This window comes from Victivallis lenta, assembly GCF_009695545.1.
Classification (GTDB): Bacteria; Verrucomicrobiota; Lentisphaeria; order Victivallales; family Victivallaceae; genus Victivallis; species Victivallis lenta.
This window is the reverse complement of record NZ_VUNS01000014.1, coordinates 26,172-46,556: the sequence shown is the minus strand read 5'-3', so window position 1 is coordinate 46,556 and position 20,385 is coordinate 26,172. Positions and strand designations below refer to the sequence as shown.

General features: G+C 62.1%; 12 protein-coding genes. 7 read left to right on the top strand and 5 right to left on the bottom strand.

Translation table 11 applies throughout. The annotated features are described in order from the left end of the window. Positions 1-96 precede the first annotated feature (96 nt). Entirely contained in the window at positions 97-2,682 is a 2,586-nt protein-coding gene (locus FYJ85_RS13080) for an alpha-galactosidase (RefSeq protein ID WP_158704382.1), read from the bottom strand. A 540-nt stretch (positions 2,683-3,222) separates the two neighbouring features. Between FYJ85_RS13080 and hisB the strand changes: the two genes are divergently transcribed. From hisB to FYJ85_RS13060, 4 genes are read left to right on the top strand one after another with little or no spacing between them, the layout of a single operon-like run. Beyond that, entirely contained in the window at positions 3,223-3,810 is a 588-nt protein-coding gene (gene hisB, locus FYJ85_RS13075) for an imidazoleglycerol-phosphate dehydratase HisB (RefSeq protein ID WP_106055591.1), read from the top strand. Between the two features lie 14 nt (positions 3,811-3,824). Beyond that, positions 3,825-5,039, top strand: a complete 1,215-nt coding sequence (locus FYJ85_RS13070; RefSeq protein ID WP_106055590.1) for an MFS transporter — start codon at positions 3,825-3,827, stop codon at positions 5,037-5,039. Next, the gene (gene hrpA / locus FYJ85_RS13065) at positions 5,036-8,740 is read left to right on the top strand and encodes an ATP-dependent RNA helicase HrpA (protein WP_206213170.1); all 3,705 of its coding nucleotides are present in this window, start codon (positions 5,036-5,038) and stop codon (positions 8,738-8,740) included. The genes FYJ85_RS13070 and hrpA overlap by 4 nt, the downstream gene beginning before the upstream one ends. A gap of 13 nt (positions 8,741-8,753) precedes the next feature. After that, on the top strand, positions 8,754-9,764 hold the full coding sequence (locus FYJ85_RS13060; protein ID WP_154419072.1) for a GntR family transcriptional regulator: 1,011 nt from the start codon (positions 8,754-8,756) through the stop codon (positions 9,762-9,764). Positions 9,765-9,804: 40 nt separating this feature from the next. Here FYJ85_RS13060 and FYJ85_RS13055 read toward each other — a convergent pair whose 3' ends face one another. After that, a complete protein-coding gene (locus tag FYJ85_RS13055) occupies positions 9,805-10,959 on the bottom strand; it encodes a helix-turn-helix domain-containing protein (protein ID WP_206213169.1) in 1,155 nt (384 codons plus the stop codon). A gap of 127 nt (positions 10,960-11,086) precedes the next feature. On the opposite strand from FYJ85_RS13055, the gene FYJ85_RS13050 reads away from it, so the two are divergent. The 3 genes from FYJ85_RS13050 to FYJ85_RS13040 are packed head-to-tail and all read left to right on the top strand — an operon-like array spanning position 11,087 to position 16,552. Then, positions 11,087-11,851: a type II secretion system protein gene (locus FYJ85_RS13050; RefSeq protein ID WP_154419068.1), complete on the top strand. Its 765-nt coding sequence runs from the start codon at positions 11,087-11,089 to the stop codon at positions 11,849-11,851. A gap of 38 nt (positions 11,852-11,889) precedes the next feature. Next, positions 11,890-15,051 (top strand): beta-galactosidase, encoded by a 3,162-nt coding sequence (locus tag FYJ85_RS13045; protein ID WP_154419066.1) that lies wholly within the window; start codon positions 11,890-11,892, stop codon positions 15,049-15,051. 4 nt (positions 15,052-15,055) lie between these two features. Next, the gene (locus FYJ85_RS13040) at positions 15,056-16,552 is read left to right on the top strand and encodes a glycoside hydrolase family 27 protein (RefSeq protein ID WP_154419064.1); all 1,497 of its coding nucleotides are present in this window, start codon (positions 15,056-15,058) and stop codon (positions 16,550-16,552) included. Between the two features lie 59 nt (positions 16,553-16,611). On the opposite strand, the gene pflA is transcribed toward FYJ85_RS13040, so the two are convergent. The 3 genes from pflA to FYJ85_RS13025 all read right to left on the bottom strand — a co-directional run bounded on the left by pflA (position 16,612) and on the right by FYJ85_RS13025 (position 20,383). After that, positions 16,612-17,346 (bottom strand): pyruvate formate-lyase-activating protein, encoded by a 735-nt coding sequence (pflA, locus tag FYJ85_RS13035; protein ID WP_154419062.1) that lies wholly within the window; start codon positions 17,344-17,346, stop codon positions 16,612-16,614. Between the two features lie 3 nt (positions 17,347-17,349). Then, positions 17,350-19,569, bottom strand: a complete 2,220-nt coding sequence (gene pflB / locus FYJ85_RS13030; protein WP_106055582.1) for a formate C-acetyltransferase — start codon at positions 19,567-19,569, stop codon at positions 17,350-17,352. A gap of 103 nt (positions 19,570-19,672) precedes the next feature. After that, the gene (locus FYJ85_RS13025; RefSeq protein ID WP_177995414.1) at positions 19,673-20,383 is read right to left on the bottom strand and encodes a D-lyxose/D-mannose family sugar isomerase; all 711 of its coding nucleotides are present in this window, start codon (positions 20,381-20,383) and stop codon (positions 19,673-19,675) included. Between the last annotated feature and the right edge of the window lie 2 nt (positions 20,384-20,385).

Below are 20,385 nucleotides of genomic sequence, written 5' to 3'. Positions count from 1 at the left end.
CATATCGGCGGCGGCTTCTCCTGCGAGAGCTGCCGCACCGTACTCGGACAAACCGATTTGAATCCGGAAGAACAGCCCAATACCGCCGGCAACAGCTCACTCTTCGGCCGTGAGCTTTGCAACAACACTCGACGGCCGGGGCGGGAAGTCGATTTCAAGCCCCCGTTCCATCAGCTCCGCTCCAGTGCGGACCGCCGGCTGCAGCCGGGGTGTATCATCAGGATTCCTCTCCTCGACCCGGTAACGCAACGCCGGATCGAGCCCGGAAAGCTTCAGAAGTTCCTTCGCCGCTTTCCCTTCACGACGGAAACCGAAGAACACCGCGTTGCGCTTATCCGGCAAAACGAAGGTGAGTTCGGTCGTCCGCGACTCATGCGGGGAGCGCCCGCGATACAGCTCGCTACAATGCAGGATCGGCCGCAGCTCCTTGTAAGCGGCGATACCGCGCTTGATCACCTCGCGGTCGGCGGCCGAAACCGCGTCAGGCGACAACTCCACGCCGAGTCTGCCGGTCATCGCGATGTCGACCCGCAGCTTGAAGTCTCCCTCCCCGTGACGCCCGATGTGCGACGCCATGGCGTTGGCCGGAAAAAAATGACTGTATCCCCACTGTATCGGAATCCGGGCGATGCCGTTGGTCTTGTCGCTGGGCCAGAACTCCTCATGATACCGCATCGCACCGTAATCCACCCGACCTCCGCCGGAAGCGCAAAGCTGGAACATCACAGCCGGAAATTCCCGGCGCAGCCGGGCGAGAATCCGGTAATAAGCTGCGTTGTACCGGTCGGAAAGCGCGCCCTGGTCACCAGCCAATGCCGCAGATCCGGCATTGCGGCCGAACGCATTGTGATCCCACTTCACGTAACGGATGCCGGAATGTTTTTTCAACAGCCCGGCGACCGTGTTGTATACGAACTCCTCCACCTCCGGGCGGCTCAAGTCGAGAACATACTGGTTGCGTTGCAAAATCAGCTCCCGGTTCGGAGCAGCCATCACCCAGTCGGGATGCCGCTCGAAAAGCTCACTGACGGGGTTGACCATTTCCGGCTCGACCCAGATGCCGAAAGCCAGACCGCGCTTTCCGGCCTCGGCGATCAGTTTTTCGATGCCGCCGGGAAGCTTCTTTTCATTGCACTGCCAGTCGCCAAGTCCGGCCCGGTCATCGTTGCGCGGATACTTATTCCCGAACCAGCCGTCGTCGAGCACGAACATCTCCGCGCCGAGTGCGGCCGCGCCGTCCATCATGCTGATCAGCTTGCTTTCATCGAAAGTGAAGTAGACGCCCTCCCAGCTGTTCAGGACCACCGGGCGTTCCCGCTTCCCGTTCGCAATGCCGTACCGGTGCGCCCAGCGGTGCAGATTGCGGGCGGCCTGCCCCTTACCGCCGTCCGTGACGGTCATCACGATTTCGGGGGAGTCGTAAACCGCCCCGGCCGCAAGCCGAACCGGGTCCGGATAGGCGCCGCCGAAGAAGAAATTGCGGTCGTCCTCCGTACGGTGCAACCGGTAATGCCAGCTGCCGCTCCAGCCGACCATCGCGGCGAACACCGTCCCTGACTCCTCCTGAGCCGGGCCGCCGACACTCAGATATACGCCGGGAAATTTCGGAACGGCGGTGTGGGCGATTCCGCTGTTTTCATTCGAAAACGTGCCGGGCGGCAGCTCGAATTCGCGGCAATGCTTGAGTTCCTCCTCCCAGCCGCCGGAGAAGGTCGTCGCAAAGGGCGTCCCCGCCGGAAGCGCCGCAAATGCCGCGTCGCGGACCAGCAGTTCGACCGGCTTTTCGCCACAGTTCTTCACCGACAGCTGCGAAGTGAACACATCGCAGCCGACATAACCGGTGACGGTCAACTGCGCCTCGACCGGATAAATCGGATCGGTCAACTGATAGATATTGCGGACCACGCCGCCGCCGTCCTTCTTTTGCACGGAGAAGCCGGCCAGCCGCAAATCAAGATTGTGCGAGCCGTCGGACTGCACGACCCGCAACGTTGGCGGAAGGGTAAAATTCCGGAAAGCGAGCGGATACGGCCGCACTGCGTCCACCTTCGGCTGCGGCGCGCCGGACTTCGGCTGCAGGCCGGATTGAAGCAGACGCTCCCCTTTCATGCCGAAAAAATCCCAGCGGGCATTGGCTGTGATCACCGACATCGGGCTGCCCTGCACCGCCGGGGCTTCGCCGGCATATTCGATTTTCACATCAAGCCAGTCGGCATGGTCGAAGTTGATGCCGTCCCCGCCGTCGTGGCACTGGAGCAGCAGCTTCCGCACACCATCGAGCCGAACCTCGAACCACCGGGCCGGGTCGCCGAAACGCCGTACACCGGAATCCCACAACGTTTTGCCGGAATCCCCGTTGAGCAGCAGAAAGCGGACGGAACCGCCGCCGCCGCAACCGTCGTCCACTCCGACCGCGCCGATGATCCGCTTTGCGGTGCCGTCGAGTAACAGCCGGATCTCCCCGTTCGCGTGAGTACCGATCCCCTCCGCGAACGCCGTACCGCCAACCCGCAGCGGATTACCCGCTACCGAGCGATTCACCTCGGCCGCCCCCCACCCCTGCAGAATATCAGCGGGTAAAACAGTATTGAGCTTCCACTCGGCCGCGGGGCAGCTGAGCTGAAAACCGCAGCAGAGCACCGCCGCACCGATCACAATCCCCAAACTCCGGCAAAACGACATACCACCTCCATAAAAATGCACATTTCCGTTAAAAAACATAACCGCAATGATACGGTGATGCGAATACGCCCGGCACTCCGTCCCGATAAATCTCAGCTCCCGGCTCCCCCATACAGCTGATGTCGAATCCTTTTGTATATCTGAATAAGTTTATTTTGTCTATATATACTATATTCATTTCAATTATAAATGTCAATAGCGAATCCATGGATAAAGTATTTTTTACAAGAAAAAAAACAAAAAACAATCCTATTCTCAAAGTATAAATACGTCGAGCAGTACAAAATAATATCGACTATATTTGTCTATACAATATATACAAAAAAACCACATTATTTATCAAATAACACCAAGACAGTCTGCATGGTGTCGCGCGCCATACGGGACCGGGGCTGATGTAGTGCGTCGGCCCAGCCCCGCGTCCACATGGAGAAAACAGGCGCCGGTTTCCGTGAAATAAGGGTGCGGGACGTATTGCATTGCTCCGCTTTCCGCATTATATTATAGGCATTTACAATCAAAATGCACGTTTAAGGATTCATCATGCGAAAAAGCGAAGTCGCCCGCAAGACCCGGGAAACCGATATCTTCATCGCCCTCGACCTCGACGGCGAAGGCAGAAGCTCGATCGACACCGGCATACCGTTCATGAACCACATGCTCGAACTCTTCGCAAAACATGGCTTCTTCGATCTGACGGTCAGAGCGAAAGGCGATATCGAGGTCGATTATCATCATACGATGGAGGATCTCGGGCTCGTCCTCGGCGACGTTCTCGCGCAGGCGCTCGGGGACAAGGCCGGAATCCGCCGCTACGGCAGCTGCATCCTGCCGATGGATGAGACGCTCGCGCTCGTCGCGCTGGATCTCTCCGGCCGCCCCTGCCTGGTCTGGAACGTCGATTTCCCGGCCCCGATGATCCGCGACCTCGACACCCGGCTCTTCTGCGAATTCTTCCAGGCGCTCGTGAACAGGGCCGGCATGAACCTGCACGTCAGGAAAATGGCCGGCGAAGAGGTCCACCACGTCGCGGAGGCGGTTTTCAAGGCGTTCGCCAAGGCGCTCGATCAGGCGGTCACGCATGATCCGCGGGTCAAAGGCGTCCTCTCCACCAAAGGCTCGCTCTGAAAAAGAGGTTCCCGATGCACGCACATAAAATGGTTTTCGGCCGTTATGATTTCGCGAACTTTTTCTGCTTCGGCTCCTATGCGGCCTGTTCCGTCGCGGTTCCGGTCGTGCTCGTCTCTCTCGCGCAGGATCTGAATTTTCCGCTGGCCGAAGGCGGAAAAGGAGCGGGCGGCGCGCTGCAGCTCGGCCGCAGCATTCCGATGGTCGTCGCGATGCTGTTCTGCGGGTTCGCGGCAGGCCGCTTCGGCAAGCTTCGCTCGCTCGGGGCGGCCATGCTCTTCATGAGCATCGGCATTCTCTGCGCGGCCTGGTCGCCCGGCTATCTGCCGCTCTTCGCCGCCATCGCCGTCGCCGGGCTCGGCGAAGGCGTGGTCGAAGGGCTCGCCACGCCGGTCATCCAGGACCTGCACCAGGACGAGCCCGGGCGCTACATCAACTTCACCCACTCCTTCTGGTCGGTCGGCGTGGTAGGAACCGTGCTCGCCGCCGGGGCGCTGCTGTCGGCCGGCGTCAGCTGGCGCTGGATTCTCACCGGCTGCTCGCTGTTTGCGCTGGTTCCGGCATTCATGTACCTGCTGCCGTCGAAAAAGTACGGTGCGGAGCGGCATCAGAAGCTTTCGTTCGGAACCGTCTTCGGCCATGCGGTCGATGTAATGGGGCTCAAGCGCTTCTGGCTCTTCTTCGCGGCGATGTTCCTGGCGGGCGGCGGCGAATTCTGCCTGACCTTCTGGGTGGCGAGCTTCATTCAGCTCGACTACGGCGCCGATGCGTGGATGGGCGGGCTCGGCACGGCGTTCTTCGCGGGCGGCATGATCGTCGGGCGCATGGGTTCCGGCATGCTCGTGCGGCAGAGCCGGCTGCTTCAACTGATCCTGCTCTGCTCGGTGATCGGCACCGTGCTCGGGCTCTTTCCGCCGTTCCTGTCGAGCGTCTGGATTCTCTTCGTGCTGCTCTTCTTCCTCGGGATCGTGACCGGGCCGTTCTGGCCGAGCATCCAGAGCTACTGCGTCGACCGGCTGAAGGACTCGGATTCGACGATGATCTACATTCTGCTCTCCTGCGCCGGCGTGCCGGGATGCGGATTCTTTGCATGCATGATGGGCGTTGTCGGGGACAGCTGGGGGCTGCGCGACTCGTTCTATCTCGTTCCGTTCTGCTACGGCGGGCTCGGGCTCCTGCTTCTGCTCGACGCGTGGCTGCACCGTTCGAAGAGGCTCCCGTCGGCATGAAGAACCCCGTACCGCGCCCCGAACTCGTCTCGAGCTGCGAAAAGCTCCGGATCGCGTTCCCGGAAGAGCTGCCGATCACCCGCCACATCGATGAGATCAAAGAGGCGTGGCGGAACAATCAGGTCATCATCGTCGCCGGCGATACCGGCAGCGGCAAAACCACCCAGCTGCCGAAGATCGCGCTCGCGCTCGGGTACGGCCGGACCGGGCGCATCGGCTGCACCCAGCCGCGCCGGCTCGCGGCATCTGCCATGGCGAGGCGCGCGGCACAGGAGCTCGGCTGCGACCTGGGGAACGAAGTCGGCTATCAGGTCCGTTTCGACGACCGCACGAAAAGTTCGACCGTGCTGAAGTTCATGACCGACGGCATCCTGCTGGCCGAGACCCGCAACGACCGGAGCCTGCGCCGGTACGAGGCGCTGATCATCGACGAGGCGCACGAACGGTCGCTGAACATCGACTTCATCCTCGGCTACCTGAAAAACCTGCTGCCGCACCGGCCTGACCTGAAGGTGGCCATCTCGTCGGCGACGCTCGACATGGAGAGCTTCGCGGAATTCTTCCACGCCCCGGTGCTGTCGATCGAAGGGCGCACCTACCCGGTCGAGGACGTCTATATGCCGCCCGAAGCCGACGAGGACCTTTCGAGCGCGATCGGCCGCGCGGCGGAGTTCGTGACCGAGCTCGATCCGCGCGGCGACATCCTCGTATTCCTGCCGGGCGAACGCGAAATCCGCGACGCGACCGATCTGCTGACCGGCCGCGGCTACCGCAACACCGAAGTGCTGCCGCTCTACGGACGGCTTTCGGCCGCCGACCAGCAGAAGGTGTTCAGCCCCGGACGCGAGCGGCGCATCATTCTCGCCACGAACGTGGCCGAGACCAGCGTGACGATTCCGCGCATCCGCTTTGTGATCGATTCGGGGCTGGCGCGGATCAAGCGGTTCAATCCGCGCAGCCAGATCGAAGAGCTTCAGATCGAAACGATCAGCCAGGCCAGCGCGCGCCAGCGGCGCGGCCGCTGCGGACGAATCGCCGACGGCGTCTGTGTCCACCTTTACAGCGAGGACGACCTCGCGCGGGCGAGCGCCTACACCGACCCGGAGATCAAGCGGACCGGACTTGCCGGAGTGATTCTGCAGATGGCGTCTCTGCGGCTGCCGCGCATCGACCGTTTTCCGTTCATCAACCCGCCTCCCCCGGCCGCCGTGCGCGAGGGGCTGCGGACGCTCGAGGACCTGCGCGCCCTCGACCCGGCCGGACACCTGACGCGGGAGGGGTGGAAACTCGCCGCGCTGCCGATCGACCCGCACCTCGGCCGGATGCTGTCGTTCGCGGAAACGCGGCGCGTGCTGCCCGAGCTCCTGGTCATCACGGCTTATCTGTCGATTCAGGACCCGCAGGAGCGGCCGCTCGAAAAGCAGCAGGCGGCCGACGAAGCGCACCGGAGATTCCGCGACCCGAAGTCGGATTTCCTGTCGATCCTGAATCTCTGGAACGCGGCCGCCGCCGAATGCACCAGCAACCGCCTGCTCCGGCAGTTCTGCAAAAAGAACTTCTATCATTTCAACCGGATGCTTGAATGGCGTAACCTCGTCGAAGACCTCGCCGGCAATGCGGCGGAACTCAAGTGGAGCAATGCCGCAGTTCCGAAGGTCATCGAAAACACGCCCTATGATCAGCTTCATCAGTCGATTCTGGCCGGAATTCCGCGCCATATCGCGCACTATGTGCCGGAGGAGCAGTACTTTCTCGGCACCGGCGGGAAGAAATTCCTGATCTTCCCGGGGTCCGGGCTGGCGAAGAAGAAGCCGGTTCCGGCCTGGCTGCTGTCGTTCGCGCTGGTCGAAACCAGCCGCCTCTTCGCGCGGCAGAACGCCGAGATCAAGCCGGAATACCTCGAAATCGCCGCGCCGCATCTCTGCTCGAAAATCTACGACCTGCCGAAGTGGGACCCGGAATCGGGTTTCGTCTACGCCCGCGAACGGCTGACGTTCGGCGGGCTGCTGATCCACAACGGGCGGCGCGTTCACTATGCGAAGAGCCATCCGGTCGAGGCGCGCGAAATCTTCATCCGCGAAGCGCTGGCGACCGGCGAACTGAACCTCCCCGGAACCTGGGTTGAAAAACATGTCGAGGTGCTCCGCTCTCTTGCGAAGCTGGAGGAGAAGCTGCGCCGTCCCGGGACGGTGCTCGATCCCGGCGCGGTGGCGGAGCACTATCTGCTGCTGCTCCCGGCCGACATCAATTCGACGCGGAGCCTGAAAGAGGCGGTAAAACGCGATCCGCAGGATTATTCGATTCCGCGCGCCGATGCGATGCAGGAGCAGTTCGTGAAGTGGAACGCCGGCGACTACCCGGACAGCCTGACTTTCTCCGGGCAGAAGTTCAGGCTCGACTACAAGTTCGACCCCGGCGAGCCGGATGACGGCATGACATTGATCGTCCCCTCCGACCGCATGAACCTGCTGCCGGGCTGGGCGCTCGACTACCTCGTTCCGGGCTGGCTCGGCGACAAGGTCGAACTGCTGATCCGTTCGCTGCCGAAGGCCGTCCGCCAGAAGGCGAGCCCGGTCGCGGAGACGGTCGAACGCTTCCGCGAAGCGCTCGAGACGGGAAGGATCTTCCGCGAACAGCCGCTCACCGACGCGCTGGCCGAATTCCTGTGCGAAACGACCGGCGAAAACGTCGCCCCCGGCGACTTCGACGACTCCCGGCTGCCCGGTCACCTGAAGATGAAGCTCGCCGAAGTCGACGCCGGCGGCAGGACGGTCAGGCTGCACAGCGAGATTCCGGAGAGCTTCCGGCAGGGTTCGCGGCTGAGCCGTGCCGTCGCCGGAGCAAAGCAGTTCACGGTCTCCGGCGGAACGACCTGGCCCGGCATCGAACGCATGCCGCCCGAAGTCGCCCTTCCGAACGCAAGCGGAAAAACCGCGTTCCCGGCGCTCTGCGACGAAGGGGACAAAGTCGGTCAGGCACTCTATCTGAAGGAATCCGAAGCGCGGCTCCACCATGCCCGCGGGCTGCTGCGGCTCTTCAAATTCGAACAGGCCGGCCAGCTGAAATTCCTGAAGCGGACCATCCGGGTTTCACGCGAGGTCGAGCTGTCGTGGTTTCTGAATTACCGTGACTATGCCGACGACCTGCTCGACCGGGCGGTGCTCGCCGCCTTCAACGACGAACCGTGGAACATCCGCGACGAGCTCGCCTTCGGCATCGCGGCCGAGCACGCCCGGCAATATGCGGGCGAGGAACTCGACAAGCTGCAGAAGCAGCTCGAAGCGCTCTACCCGGCCTACCGGCAAGTCAAAGAGCTGATGAACAAGGTCAAGCCGCGCGCCGGAATCAGCTGCGCCGACTTGAAACGGCAGCTTGGATTCCTGTTCCGCAGCCATTTTCTCCGGAGTCCGGCCGTGTTCGATTCCTACAGCCGCTACCTGCGCGGCGCAAAGCTGCGGGCGGAACGGATCTCCTCCGGTCCGGCCCGGGACGAGGCGAAACTCGAAACGATCGAAGCATACCTCGACCGCTTCTACATCGCGGCGGAGAGCGTGAGCGAAATCACGGAAAAGCCCGAACTTGAAGCATTCTGGCTGCTGACCGAGGAGTGCCGTCTCGCGGTTTTCGCGCCGGAAGTGACTCCGGCCGTGCGCGGCCCGCTGAAAAAACTCGAACCGGCGTGGCAGGAGCTGCGCTTCTGAGGGAGGCCTCACGATGACGGAACAACCGCCCGGCAGAAAAGAAAAAGCGGCACCGGTAATCCGCGATCTCGCCTCGAAGATCGCCTGCGGCACTTACGGTCCGGGACGGAAAATTCCGTCGCTGCGGAAACTTTCCGAACGTTACGGCGTCTCGGTGAGCACGGCGCGCCGCAGCGTCAAGGCGCTGGCCGACAAGGGAATGCTGACTTTCCTGCATGGTTCCGGCACCTTTGTGGCCGAGAAACGCAGCCCGGCCGACCGGCGCTTCCGGATCGCCGCCGTCGCCGCCACTTTCGGCGTCAACGCCATGAACACCTGCACAGGAATCGCGGTCAACGGCATTCTCGATGCGGCGGACGAGCTCGGCATCGAACTGACGACGATTCCGATGCGCTTCGAAGAGATGAGCGATGCGCGGCTCGAAGCGCTGTCGGGCGGCTTCGACGGCGTCATCCTGCTCGGCGGTTACGACGGGATTCTGTCGTCACCGCGCCCGGTCTGCGCGGCAGTCGGACTTTCGATGCACGACTCCTGCGGCGGACTTTTCTCGCTGATCGAGCTCGACCCGTTCCGGGCGACGGAGCTGGCCGTCGGCTTCTTCCGGGAAAGAGGAGTCCGCGAAGTCGCGGTCGCTGGACATGCCCGGCCGGCCCACAGGCTGCGAGAGCAGCTGTTCCGTGACGCGTGGCAAAGCGTCGGGACCCTTCTTTTTCCGCCGGACGACACGCCCGGCGAATACCGTCCGGAGCGCGGAATCTACTTCACCTGCGGCGCCGCCGCCCTCGCCGCGGCCGAAGCTTATCACGCCGAAACCGGCCGAGAGCTCGGGAGGGATTATCCGGTGCTCTGTTTCGACGGGCATCCGCTGTTCGTCGACCGTCCGCACCGGAATTTGCCGACCCTGGCGATCAACCTGCGGCTGGCCGGAGTCGCGGCGGCGGAGGAGTGCTTGCGGCGGATCACCTGTCCGGGCAGTGCAAGCCGCCGGATTTACATCGCCCCCGAGCTTTATCCGGGGGAGTGAAGCGTTCTCACTGCCGCCCGGCGGAGCGTCAGTGCGGGAACTATGTTCCGGCATCGGGCCGGTTCATGCGGCGGGAAAGGCGGTAGGCGCCGGGGGTCATGCCGGTTTCGCGCTTGAAAGCGAGCGACAACGCCATGCCAGAACCGTATCCGGTCTGCATGGCGATCTCCGGAAGCGGAAGATCCGTTCCGTCAAGCAGGTCGCGGATGCGGTTCATCCTGAGTTCCAGCAGGAAACGCAGCGGCGGCCTGCCGAGATGCTGCCGGAATTTCCGGTTCAGCATGCTGCCGGAAATCCCGGCGGCGCGGGCGGCGTCCGCAACGCTGATGAAATTCATGTAGCTGCTCAGCAGGAAGCTCACGGCGGTCGCCAGTTTCACATCCGGGACCGCCAGTACGTCGGTGCTGCGCCGCGGCACGATTGCGGCCGGAGCAACGTATACCGGTTCCGGCGGCACGGCCTCCCCGCGCAGCATCCGGTCGAGCAGCTCGGCCATTTTCCGGCCGACTTCATGCAGTTCTCCGTTGATCCGTGTGGTGGGAACCGACGCATTCTCCGTGATGAAGGAGTTATCCGTATTGCAGAGAATCGCCACCTCTTCCGGCACCTTGATGCGCAGCGAAGCGAGCACGCGGTAGGTGACGGCGAGATAACGGCTGTTCGGAACCAGAAGCGCGATCGGCTTCGGCAGCCGCCGGAAAAATGCGCGCAGTTTCCGCATCACCATGCCGTAATCGGCCAGTTCATCCGACTCGAGATCCGGCTTCCAGTAGCAGACATCGAACGACAGGCCATGCCCGGCGAGGACAATGCCGAGCGCTTTGACCGGATCCGGCAGGAATCCGCTGCTGCCGCCCGGCCATTCCCGCGCATCGACCGCAGCAAACCGGGTAAATCCTTTGCCGATAAAATATTCCGCGATCATGGAGGCGATCGCTCCGGTATCCCCGGCGACCGTCCTGACATTATTCTCCGGATGCAGCTCGCGGGAGACGACCGGCGTCCGGTCGAAATTCCGGATTCCGCGCAGCTCTCCGCTGCTCAGATAATCGGTCAATACGCCATCCCCGGTCCAGCCCGGCGGCAGCCGCCTGCCGCACAGTTCAAGCTGCCAGCCATGCTCCCGGCCGTAGACGAAAAGCTCTTCCAGAATGCCGGGTTCCGGCTCCGCAAACGCACAGAGAATATTTTTCACCGGGACTTCCTGTTCAGAAATTATATATGATATTACCATATCAATATATTCCTGAAAACATAAAAATCAAGTATAATATAGCCAGACAGGAACAAACAAATCGACAACAGCAAGGGAGTAACCGACCATGTTTTCCTCAATCCGTTCCCATCGTCACCGTCCGCTCCGCAGCCGCTTCCGTTTCACGCTCATTGAATTGCTCGTGGTGATTGCGATCATCGCAATCCTCGCCTCGATGCTGCTGCCGGCGCTCTCACGGGCCCGGGACAGAGGAAAAGCGAGCCGCTGCAGCTCCAATCTGCGGCAGGTCATGCTTTCCGGCATCCTGTATTCCAACGACAACAAGGGAATGCTGATGTACCTGTGGGACAGCGAATTCTGGGTCTATAACCTGACCCGGGGGAAATACCTGTCGCAATCGGTTCTGTTCTGCTCCGACGCTCCGCTGTTGAAGCCGGAGGAAGCCTGGCACTGGTTCTCCTCGTACGGCATGATGAACGTCGTGGATTCGGCGTGGTATTATCAGAACAACATCAATTCAGCTGTTCCAACACTGGGGAACTTTTACCAGAAAGGAACCGGCGGACAGGCGGTAGTCGTCTTTCAACGAATGAAGCGTCCGGCCCGGATCCACCTCTTCGGCGAGACCCGGCGAGCCGGCGACACTGCGGACCTGCCGGCACAGGGCATCTGGACGTATCATCCGCGCAAAGCGATCGAAGACGGCGGCCTCTCCATCAGCCACGGTTCCGGACGGCTCGCCTTCGCCGACGGACACGCGGAAGAGGTGAATGCAACGAAACTGATTAACGAATGGAAGTTTGATGTCCTGATCTCCGATGGAGCGGTCACGAATTCCGGCGTCGTCATTCCGTGGCCGTGGATTCTCTGACCGGCCGGAACGAAACACCGAAAAAGGCAACGAACATAATGAAAATCACGAAATATCCAATCTTTCTGTTTACGTTAATCTGCTTCGGCTGCCGCCTTGCGGCGGCCAATCTCTGCGAGGATGCCTCACAGTGGACGCTTGAGGGAAAATCGAGCGACTACTCCCGGCTTGAAAATGCCGCCGCGCACGGCAGAAACTCCCTGCGTCTCCTTTATGATTTCAAAATCCGGGAAGGACGCGACCTCAGCCTGATCATCAAGCCGAAAGAGCCGATCGTGCTGAACAGGGATTCGCGCCTGTCGCTCTGGATTTACGACACCGCCTCCGCCCACCGTTTTTATTTCATGTGCCGCGACGCCGGAGGGAAAACCGCACTCTTCTGCTATACGGAGAATGACTTCCGGTCGCTGCGGCACAACGGCTGGAAGGAGTACGGCTTCTCTCCCGCCGTCGATCGCTGCGATATCTGGGGCGGCAACTCAAAAGAGAACCCTTCTCTGGAATTCCCGGTCAGGCTGGTTGCCTTCTGGCTCGATCCCGTCAACCGGACCCGTCCGCAGGGAGAGTTGTTTCTGGCCGGACTCAGCGTCGACGGTGCGGAAGTGGCAACCCGGAACGTACCGCCGCCTTTCCGCAAACCGGAGGCTGGAACGAACCGCAAACCGGTGCTGACAATCTCCGGCTCCGGTTCCGGCACACTTTCCTGGGCCAGCGAGAGACAGCTGCTCCGATTCCGCTTCCAGCCCGGAAGCAGGAAATTCGGAACCTGCGGGGAGGAGATCGCGTTCCTCGATCCTGACGGCAACCTGCTTGCCCGGCTGCTCCGGCAGGTCGACTGCGACACCGCGTTCGAGCGCTCCATACCGCTGCCCGGAGAAGTAAAGGGCTTTTACCGAATCCGCTACCGGCTGCTCCGCGATGGTGGAATCCTCTTCGAATCGGAAGCGGCCGGCGGACATTTCGTCCCGGTTCCGCAGCCTCCGCCGGAACAGGCCCGTCTCGGGATGGGATTCTGGAACGACAATCCGGAGCGGGCCTACTCCACGCTGCGCAAAATGGGAATCCGCTGGCTGAGAACCGATGCGGGCTGGTCGTGGATCGAACCGAAGCAGGGAGAGTTCAAATGGGAGGGAACCGACCGTTCGTTCCGCGCTGCGGAACAAAACGGAATGTCGCTGCTCGTCACCACGCAATACATTCCCAAATGGGCTGCCCGACAGCCTTATCATCAATACGGGGGCAACCCGGAACCGGCCGAATGGGAACGCTTTTACCGGCAGCTGATCGAACGTCACGGCAGACAGATTGCGGTCTATGAAATCTGGAACGAGCCGGATACTCCTTACCACTGGTCAGGCGGCGCCCAGGCTTATGCGGCGCACATGGAGCGCACCGCCAAGGTGATCCGCCGCTATGCGCCGCAGGCAAAAATTTCCCATGCCGGGTTGACCGGAGAAGAGAAGCTCTGGCGCCCCTTCTCAGAAGAGTTGATGAGATACGGCGTCGGCAGCTGGTTCGATATTTACAGCTTCCACTACGGACAAGGGAAGAGCGCACCGCTTCACCGCCGGATTCTGGAAGAGGCGGGACTCGGAAGCAAGCCGCTCTGGAATACGGAATCCGGCTGGGGAAGCGCCGACGAACGGATTCTGCAGACCGTCCGGGATTTTGCCGCCGGAGTGGAAAAGAGCTTCTATTTCGAATTTCAGTCCAAAGTTCCGCAATTCGCGGAGACCGGCATGATGACTTCCGCGTTTCAGCCGAATCCCGTCATGCCGATGTTCCTCACGCTTTCGAGGCTGCTGGATGGGAACGAACCGGTCAGGGCGCTGCCGTTCGAACCCGGCGAAATGTACCGGATCGCCCCGAACCGGGTGATCTACCGGAGTGAAAAAGGCGTCACTTTCCGGACGGACTCGAAACAGCTGACCCATACGGACGGATTCGGCCGGGAGACCGTCCTGACTCCGGTTGACGGGTGTGTCGGCGTTCCCTCCGGCGGCGTCTCCTACTTGACGCTCCCGAAGAAATTCGAACTTCTCCCCGCCATGCTGGAGTTCGCCGGGGAAGTTTCTCCGGTTGCGGGTACATCGAACCGGATTGCCCTGACGGTCTGCAACCCGGGAAGGCGGGAACTGCGTGCGGTGCTGAAGCTTACGGGTTCGCGCCAGTGGGAAATCCCGGAGGCGCGGCAGGAGCTTATATTGCGCCCGAAGGAGCGGCGGCAACTGGAATTGGAACTCCGGCCGGACCTGCTCTCTTCAGAGACGCCGTTCCGCTGCGATGCGGTGCTGGAGGCGGAGGGAAAAACGGTTGCATTCCAAAGCTGCTCCGGAACAGTCAGGTCCCCGGTCGCAAGTTCGGTCCGGGCATTCTTTCAGGGCGGTCGGCCGGGAATCCGCGTCGATTTGCGGAACCTGCTGAAGGTTCCGCTGGCAACAGAAACAGTGCTCCGGCTTCCGGCAAGCTGGAACAGCGACAGCCGGCGAAACGTCACGCTCGCCCCGGAAAGCACGGAAAGTTTCACGGTTCTGTTCAACGATAAAGTGAAAGTTCGGAAAAACCAATTCTATTTCATCGATGTCGCCGTTTCCGCACTCGGAGCATCGTCGCATACCGAATACCGTTTGAACTGGATCGGGATTCCGGAAATCGCCCCCGGCAGCGCCCGGGAGGGACTGCCGCTGGAAGCCGAGCTGAAGGAACGCGGAAATTACGTGCCGGATCATAACATTCTGGAAACCTGGCTGGGTCCGGATGACCTGAGCTGCCGCTTCTCCTGGGGCTGGTCGCCGGAAGCGATCCAAATGCGCTGGGACGTCGCCGACGACCGGCATGTCAGCAACAGCGAGCCCGCATTCGCCTGGAGCGGAGACTCCGTTCAGTTCTGGTTCGACGGCCGGCTTTACGACCTCGCGCTGATCGGCGGAAAGAGTATTCTCTACTGCCATGACGGGGAGACCGGCCGAAAGCAGATGAAGCTGGATATCGCCAGAAACGGTGCCCGGACCGTTTACGATCTCGAAATTTTCCCGGAACCGGGCGAAGTGTTCCGGGCCGGAATGAATTTTTCCTTCTCCTTCTGCATCAACGATAACGACGGGGAACCGACCCGCAAGGGCTGGATGTACCATTTCGCCAAAACCGGAATCGGCGGCGAACGGAAGAACAGCCCGCAGGTCACCCTGATGGCAAAGTGACAGTATGAGCAGAATGTTTCATCCGCCCCGCTTTCATGCTCCGGCCGTTTTCGGCGTACGGCCCGGCAGCGATTTCTTTCTGGCCCTCCCCGTCGAAGGGGAACGACTGAGTTTGGACTGCACGAATCCGCCGCCGGGAACCGGGTTCGACGCCGCGGCCGGCGTACTCTCCGGCCGGATCGGGCGCCCCGGAATTTATCCGGTCGAATTCGAGGCCGAAAATCCCGCCGGGCGTTCCCGCTGCACGATCAGGCTGATCGCCGGGGAAGGAATCCAGCTGACCCCGCCGATGGGGTGGAACAGCTGGTACTGCTTCTCGGAGGGCGTCAGCGATGCAGGAATCCGGAAAACGGCACGCGCACTCGTCGAACGCGGACTCGCCGCCCACGGCTGGAATTTCGTGAACATCGACGACTGCTGGCAGGGCGTGCGCGGCGGAAAATACGGCGCGCTCCAGGGAAACGAACGCTTCCCCGACATGAAAGCGCTGGCCGACTACATCCACAGCCTCGGGCTGCGGTTCGGCCTCTATTCGACGCCGTGGATCGGCACCTATGCCGGATTCCGCGGCGGCAGCACCGACCGGGGACGCGAAGAACGGCTGTTCCTGCCGGAGCCGGAACGGCTTCAGCCGAATCAGGTATTCGGCCGCTACCCGGGACTCCACAGCCTCGGCGCCGACCGGCCCGGCCCGGAATGGCGGTTCGGCGACGATGTGCGCCAGTGGGCCGAATGGGGGGTCGACTTCGTGAAGGTCGACTGGCACCCGAACGACCTCCCGACCGCGCGCCGCATGGCCGATGAGCTGCGCCGCTGCGGACGGGACATCGTGCTGAGTCTCTCGAACAACGCTCCGGCGGCCGACGCGGCGGAGCTGCTCGGCTGCGCCCAGCTCTGCCGCGTCACGGGCGACATCCGGGACGAGTGGGAGAGCGTTGCCGCCATCGGTTTCGACCACCCCGCCGCATGGCGCCGGGCGACGGGTCCCGGCCGTTTCCCGGACCCCGACATGCTGCAGATCGGATCGATCGGGATTCCGAACAGCCCGAATCCGTCCTATACGCCTTCCCGGCTGACCCGCGAGGAGCAGAGCACGCAATTCGCTCTCTGGTGTCTCCTCTCCGCGCCGCTGCTGCTGAGCTGCGACATCGCCGGAATGGACGAAGCGACTTTCCGGCTGCTGACCAACGACGGCCTGATCGCAATCAATCAGGACCCGCTGGCGGCTCCGCCCTCCGTCGAAAACCGGGGCAACGGCATTCTCGTCTACCGCAAGCCGCTGGCGGACGGTTCGGAAGCGGTCGGCGTTTTCAACCGGAGCTGCGAGCACCGCACCTGCCGTCTCGACGACTGCCGGTACGGCCGCGACCTCCGCAACGGCGAAATCCGGGAGCTCTGCGGCGAGGTCCATCTCGTCCCGCACTCCTCCCGGATCTTCCGTACCGTACCGGCACGAGGCGGAGCGGAAACGGCGGATTCCTTCCGAAGTGTGACGGCCTGAGCGAGTGATCCGTTATGACCGGTCAACCGGCGGTTGCCGGAACAGCAATGGGGCACCGCTTACGGCTGTCGGCAGTCCCGGCTTCTGCCGGAAAACAGGGATTCGGCTTCCCGCAGCGCCGCCGCCTCCGGCTCCGGCGTGTCGGCCAGGCGGTTTTCCAGGCCGAGCGCCTTCCACTTGAAATCCGCCATCTTGTGAAACGGCAGAAGCTCCACCTTCCCGATGCAGCGGTACGGCTCCAGATAAGCGGCGAGCGCTTCGAGTCTCGCACGGTCCAGCGTCAGGCCCGGCACCAGCACATGCCGAATCCAGACCGGCTTGCCGCTCTCCTCGCACCAATCCAGCGTCGCAAGCGTATTGCCGCCGTCTCTGCCGGTCAGCCTCACGCAGAGCTCCGGGTCGAGCGCCTTGATGTCGAGCAGCACCAGATCCGCCGCATCGATCACCGCGCGGGAGCGGGCAAGCGGAAAGGAGCCCGCCGTATCGAGCGCCGTGTGGAACCCCGCCTCGCGGCAGCTCTCCAGAAGCGCGCGGGAAAAATCCGGCTGCATCAGAGGTTCGCCGCCCGAAAGCGTCACGCCCCCCGAACGGATGAAATTCCGGCACGATTCGATCCGGCGCATCAGCTCCGGCACCGTCGTCTCCGTTCCGCCGCCGGTCGCCCAGGTATCCGGGTTGTGGCAGTAGAGGCAGCGCAGCGGACACCCCTGCAGGAAAACGACGTAGCGGACGCCGGGGCCGTCCAGCGTCCCGAAACTCTCCACCGAGTGAATCCTGCCGGAGACCTCCGCCATCGCTCAGAACCGGCTGTGGAACGTCCGGTTGACCACGTCGAGCTGCTGCTCGCGGGTCAGGCGGATGAAGTTCACGGCGTAGCCGGAAACCCGGATCGTAAGCTGCGGATACTTTTCGGGGTGCTCCATCGCATCAAGCAGCATCTCGCGCTGCAGCACGTTCACGTTCAGGTGATGGCCATGCTCCGAGAAGTAGCCGTCGAGCAGAGAGATCAGGTTCGACCGCTTCTCCTCCGGCGTCCGGCCGAGCGAATCCGGCACGATCGAGAAAGTGTAGCTGATTCCGTCCTCCGCATAGTCGTACGGCAGCTTGGCGACCGACTTCAGGGAGGCGACCGCGCCGTTCACGTCGCGGCCGTGCATCGGATTCGCGCCCGGCGCGAACGGCTCGCCGGCTTTGCGCCCGTCCGGCGTCGAAGCGGTCTTCTTGCCGTACATGACGTTGCTGGTGATGGTCAGGATCGACATGGTCGGCTTCGCATTGCGGTACGCCTTGTGCCGCGCCAGCTTCTGTTCGAACGACTTGACGATATCCACCGCGATCCGGTCGACCCGCTCGTCGTCGTTGCCGAACTTCGGGAAATCCCCCTCGGTGATGAAGTCGCAGACCAGGCCGGCATCGTTCAGCACCGGCCTGACCTTCGCGTACCGGATCGCCGAAAAGCTGTCCGCCAGCACCGAGAGCCCGGCGATGCCGCCGGCCATCGTACGGACGATATCTTCGTCGTGCAGCGCCATTTCAATCCGCTCATAGCAGTACTTGTCGTGCATGTAGTGGATGATGTTCAGCGTATCGATATAGAGCTTTGCAAGCCAGTCGGTGATCTCCTCGAAATTCCGCATGACCTCGTCGTAGTCGATATACTCGCCGCCGCCGAGGAACGGAATCGCCGGGCCGATCTGCTCGTTGTTACACTTCACGTCACGGCCGCCGTTGATCGCGTAAAGCAGCGCCTTCGCAAGGTTGCAGCGCGCGCCGAAGAACTGCATCTGCTTGCCGATCCGCATGGCCGAGACGCAGCAGGCGATGCCGTAGTCGTCGCCGAACTTGACCCGCATCAGGTCGTCGTTCTCGTACTGGATCGACGAAGTCCCGATCGAAATGTCGGCGCAGAACTTCTTGAAATTCTCCGGCAGTTTCACGCTCCACAGCACGGTCAGGTTCGGTTCCGGCGCGGGACCGAGGTTCACGAGCGTGTGCAGGAAGCGGTAGCTCATCTTCGTGACCATGTGCCGCCCGTCGAGCGACATGCCGCCGACCGACTCGGTCACCCAGGTCGGGTCGCCGCTGAACAGCTCGTCATAAGCCGGAGTCCGCAGGAAACGGACGATCCGCAGCTTCATGATGAAGTGGTCGACGAACTCCTGAATCTCCTCTTCCGTATATTTCCCGCCCGCCAGGTCGCGCTCGGCGTAACAGTCGAGAAAAGTCGAGATGCGGCCGATCGACATCGCCGCGCCGTTCTGCTCCTTGACCGCGGCCAGATAGCCGAAGTAGAGCCACTGGATCGCCTCTTTCGTATCCTGCGCCGGGCGCGAGATATCGAAGCCGTATTTGGCGGCCATCGCCTTGAGCTCGCCGAGCGCCTTGATCTGCTCGGCGATCTCCTCGCGCTTGCGGATCATATCCGAATCCATCACGTCGGCGACCGCCTCGCGCTTCGCCTGCTTCTTCGCTTCGATCAGGAAATCGACGCCGTAGAGCGGCACGCGGCGGTAGTCGCCGATGATCCGGCCGCGCCCGTAGTTGTCCGGCAGCCCGGTGATGACGCCGGCGTGGCGCACCTTCTTCATCTCGTCGGTGTAGACGTCGAACACGCCGTCGTTGTGGGTCTTGCGGTATTCGAAAACATGTTCGACGGCCGGATCCATCTTCCGCCCGTAAGCTTCGAGCTCGGTGTGGATGAGCCGGAAGCCGCCGAACGGCATGATCGCCCGCTTCAGCGGAGCATCGGTCTGAAGCCCGACGATCGTCTCAAGCTCCCGGTCGATGTAGCCGGCCTCGTGCGAGGTGATGGTCGAAATGGTCTTCTCGTCGATGTCGTAAACGCCGTTGCGCTCGCGTTCCAGCTTCATGCGCTCCGACAGAATACGCCACAGTTCGAGCGTCCGCTCCGTCGGCGGCGCAAGGAAATCCCGGTCGCCGTCGTACGGAGTGTAGTTGTTCTGAATAAAATCTCTGACATTGACTTCGGCAGTCCATGCGCCGTTCTTGAAATCCATGAAGAAATCCGCCTCTCTCAAAAAAAACGATAATGGTTATCGGATTTAATATATCATGAATTCCGGAGTTTTCAATTGCCCGGCCGGACTTTTCCGGGATATTTCAATCCGCGGAGGCGGCCGGATATTCGTTGCAGAGATAGCAGATTTTCTCTTCGTCCTCGTCGATGCCGGGGAAGCGGTTGCCGCCGTGGATGAAGACATTGTCCGAAATATCGTCGCAGACGCTGGAGACCTCGCCGGAGACGCCGTAGCGCTCACCGTCGATCAGGATTCCGTCCGGCCCCTCCCCCCAGAACTGGTGGATCGTGCCGGGCACGAGGCAGATGCTCTCGCCGGGCTTGAGCCGGACGCGCGAACCGGACGGGATCGTGCGCGAAATACCGTCCACTGCGACCGTCAGGCTGCCGCCCGCCGGATTGCCGTCCGGATCGGAGGCGGTCAGCTCAAGGACGATGAACCCTTTCCCGCGATTGATGATATCCTCGCGCTTGCTGCGGTGGAAGTGGGCCGGCGCGCACTGAAAATCGGGGTCGAGAATGAACTTCTCGGCATAGCTTTTCGGGTAACGCGGATCGTTGCGGCGGCCGTTCCGCAGCGTGAAAAGCGTGCGGCCGGTCTTCCGGAAATCGCCGGAGCCGAAGTCGGTCACATCCCACCCCAGCATGCAGTCGCGGATCTCGTCGCACTCGTGCCCGGCGCGGTCCCACTCCGCCACGCTGCGGAAGGCGAACTCCGGCAAGTGCAGCCCGTTGGCGGCGAATACCCGGCGGGCGATTTCGATGCTTCGGTTGATTTCGGAACGTTTCAGCATGA

Coding starts and splice junctions, on each gene's coding strand:
- FYJ85_RS13080 (WP_158704382.1), bottom strand. CDS start 2,682: ATGTCGTTTTGCCGGAGTTTGGGGATTGTGATCGGTGCGGCGGTGCTC.
- FYJ85_RS13070 (WP_106055590.1), top strand. CDS start 3,825: ATGCACGCACATAAAATGGTTTTCGGCCGTTATGATTTCGCGAACTTT.
- hrpA (WP_206213170.1), top strand. CDS start 5,036: ATGAAGAACCCCGTACCGCGCCCCGAACTCGTCTCGAGCTGCGAAAAG.
- FYJ85_RS13060 (WP_154419072.1), top strand. CDS start 8,754: ATGACGGAACAACCGCCCGGCAGAAAAGAAAAAGCGGCACCGGTAATC.
- FYJ85_RS13050 (WP_154419068.1), top strand. CDS start 11,087: ATGTTTTCCTCAATCCGTTCCCATCGTCACCGTCCGCTCCGCAGCCGC.
- FYJ85_RS13045 (WP_154419066.1), top strand. CDS start 11,890: ATGAAAATCACGAAATATCCAATCTTTCTGTTTACGTTAATCTGCTTC.
- FYJ85_RS13040 (WP_154419064.1), top strand. CDS start 15,056: ATGAGCAGAATGTTTCATCCGCCCCGCTTTCATGCTCCGGCCGTTTTC.
- pflA (WP_154419062.1), bottom strand. CDS start 17,346: ATGGCGGAGGTCTCCGGCAGGATTCACTCGGTGGAGAGTTTCGGGACG.
- pflB (WP_106055582.1), bottom strand. CDS start 19,569: ATGGATTTCAAGAACGGCGCATGGACTGCCGAAGTCAATGTCAGAGAT.
- FYJ85_RS13025 (WP_177995414.1), bottom strand. CDS start 20,383: ATGCTGAAACGTTCCGAAATCAACCGAAGCATCGAAATCGCCCGCCGG.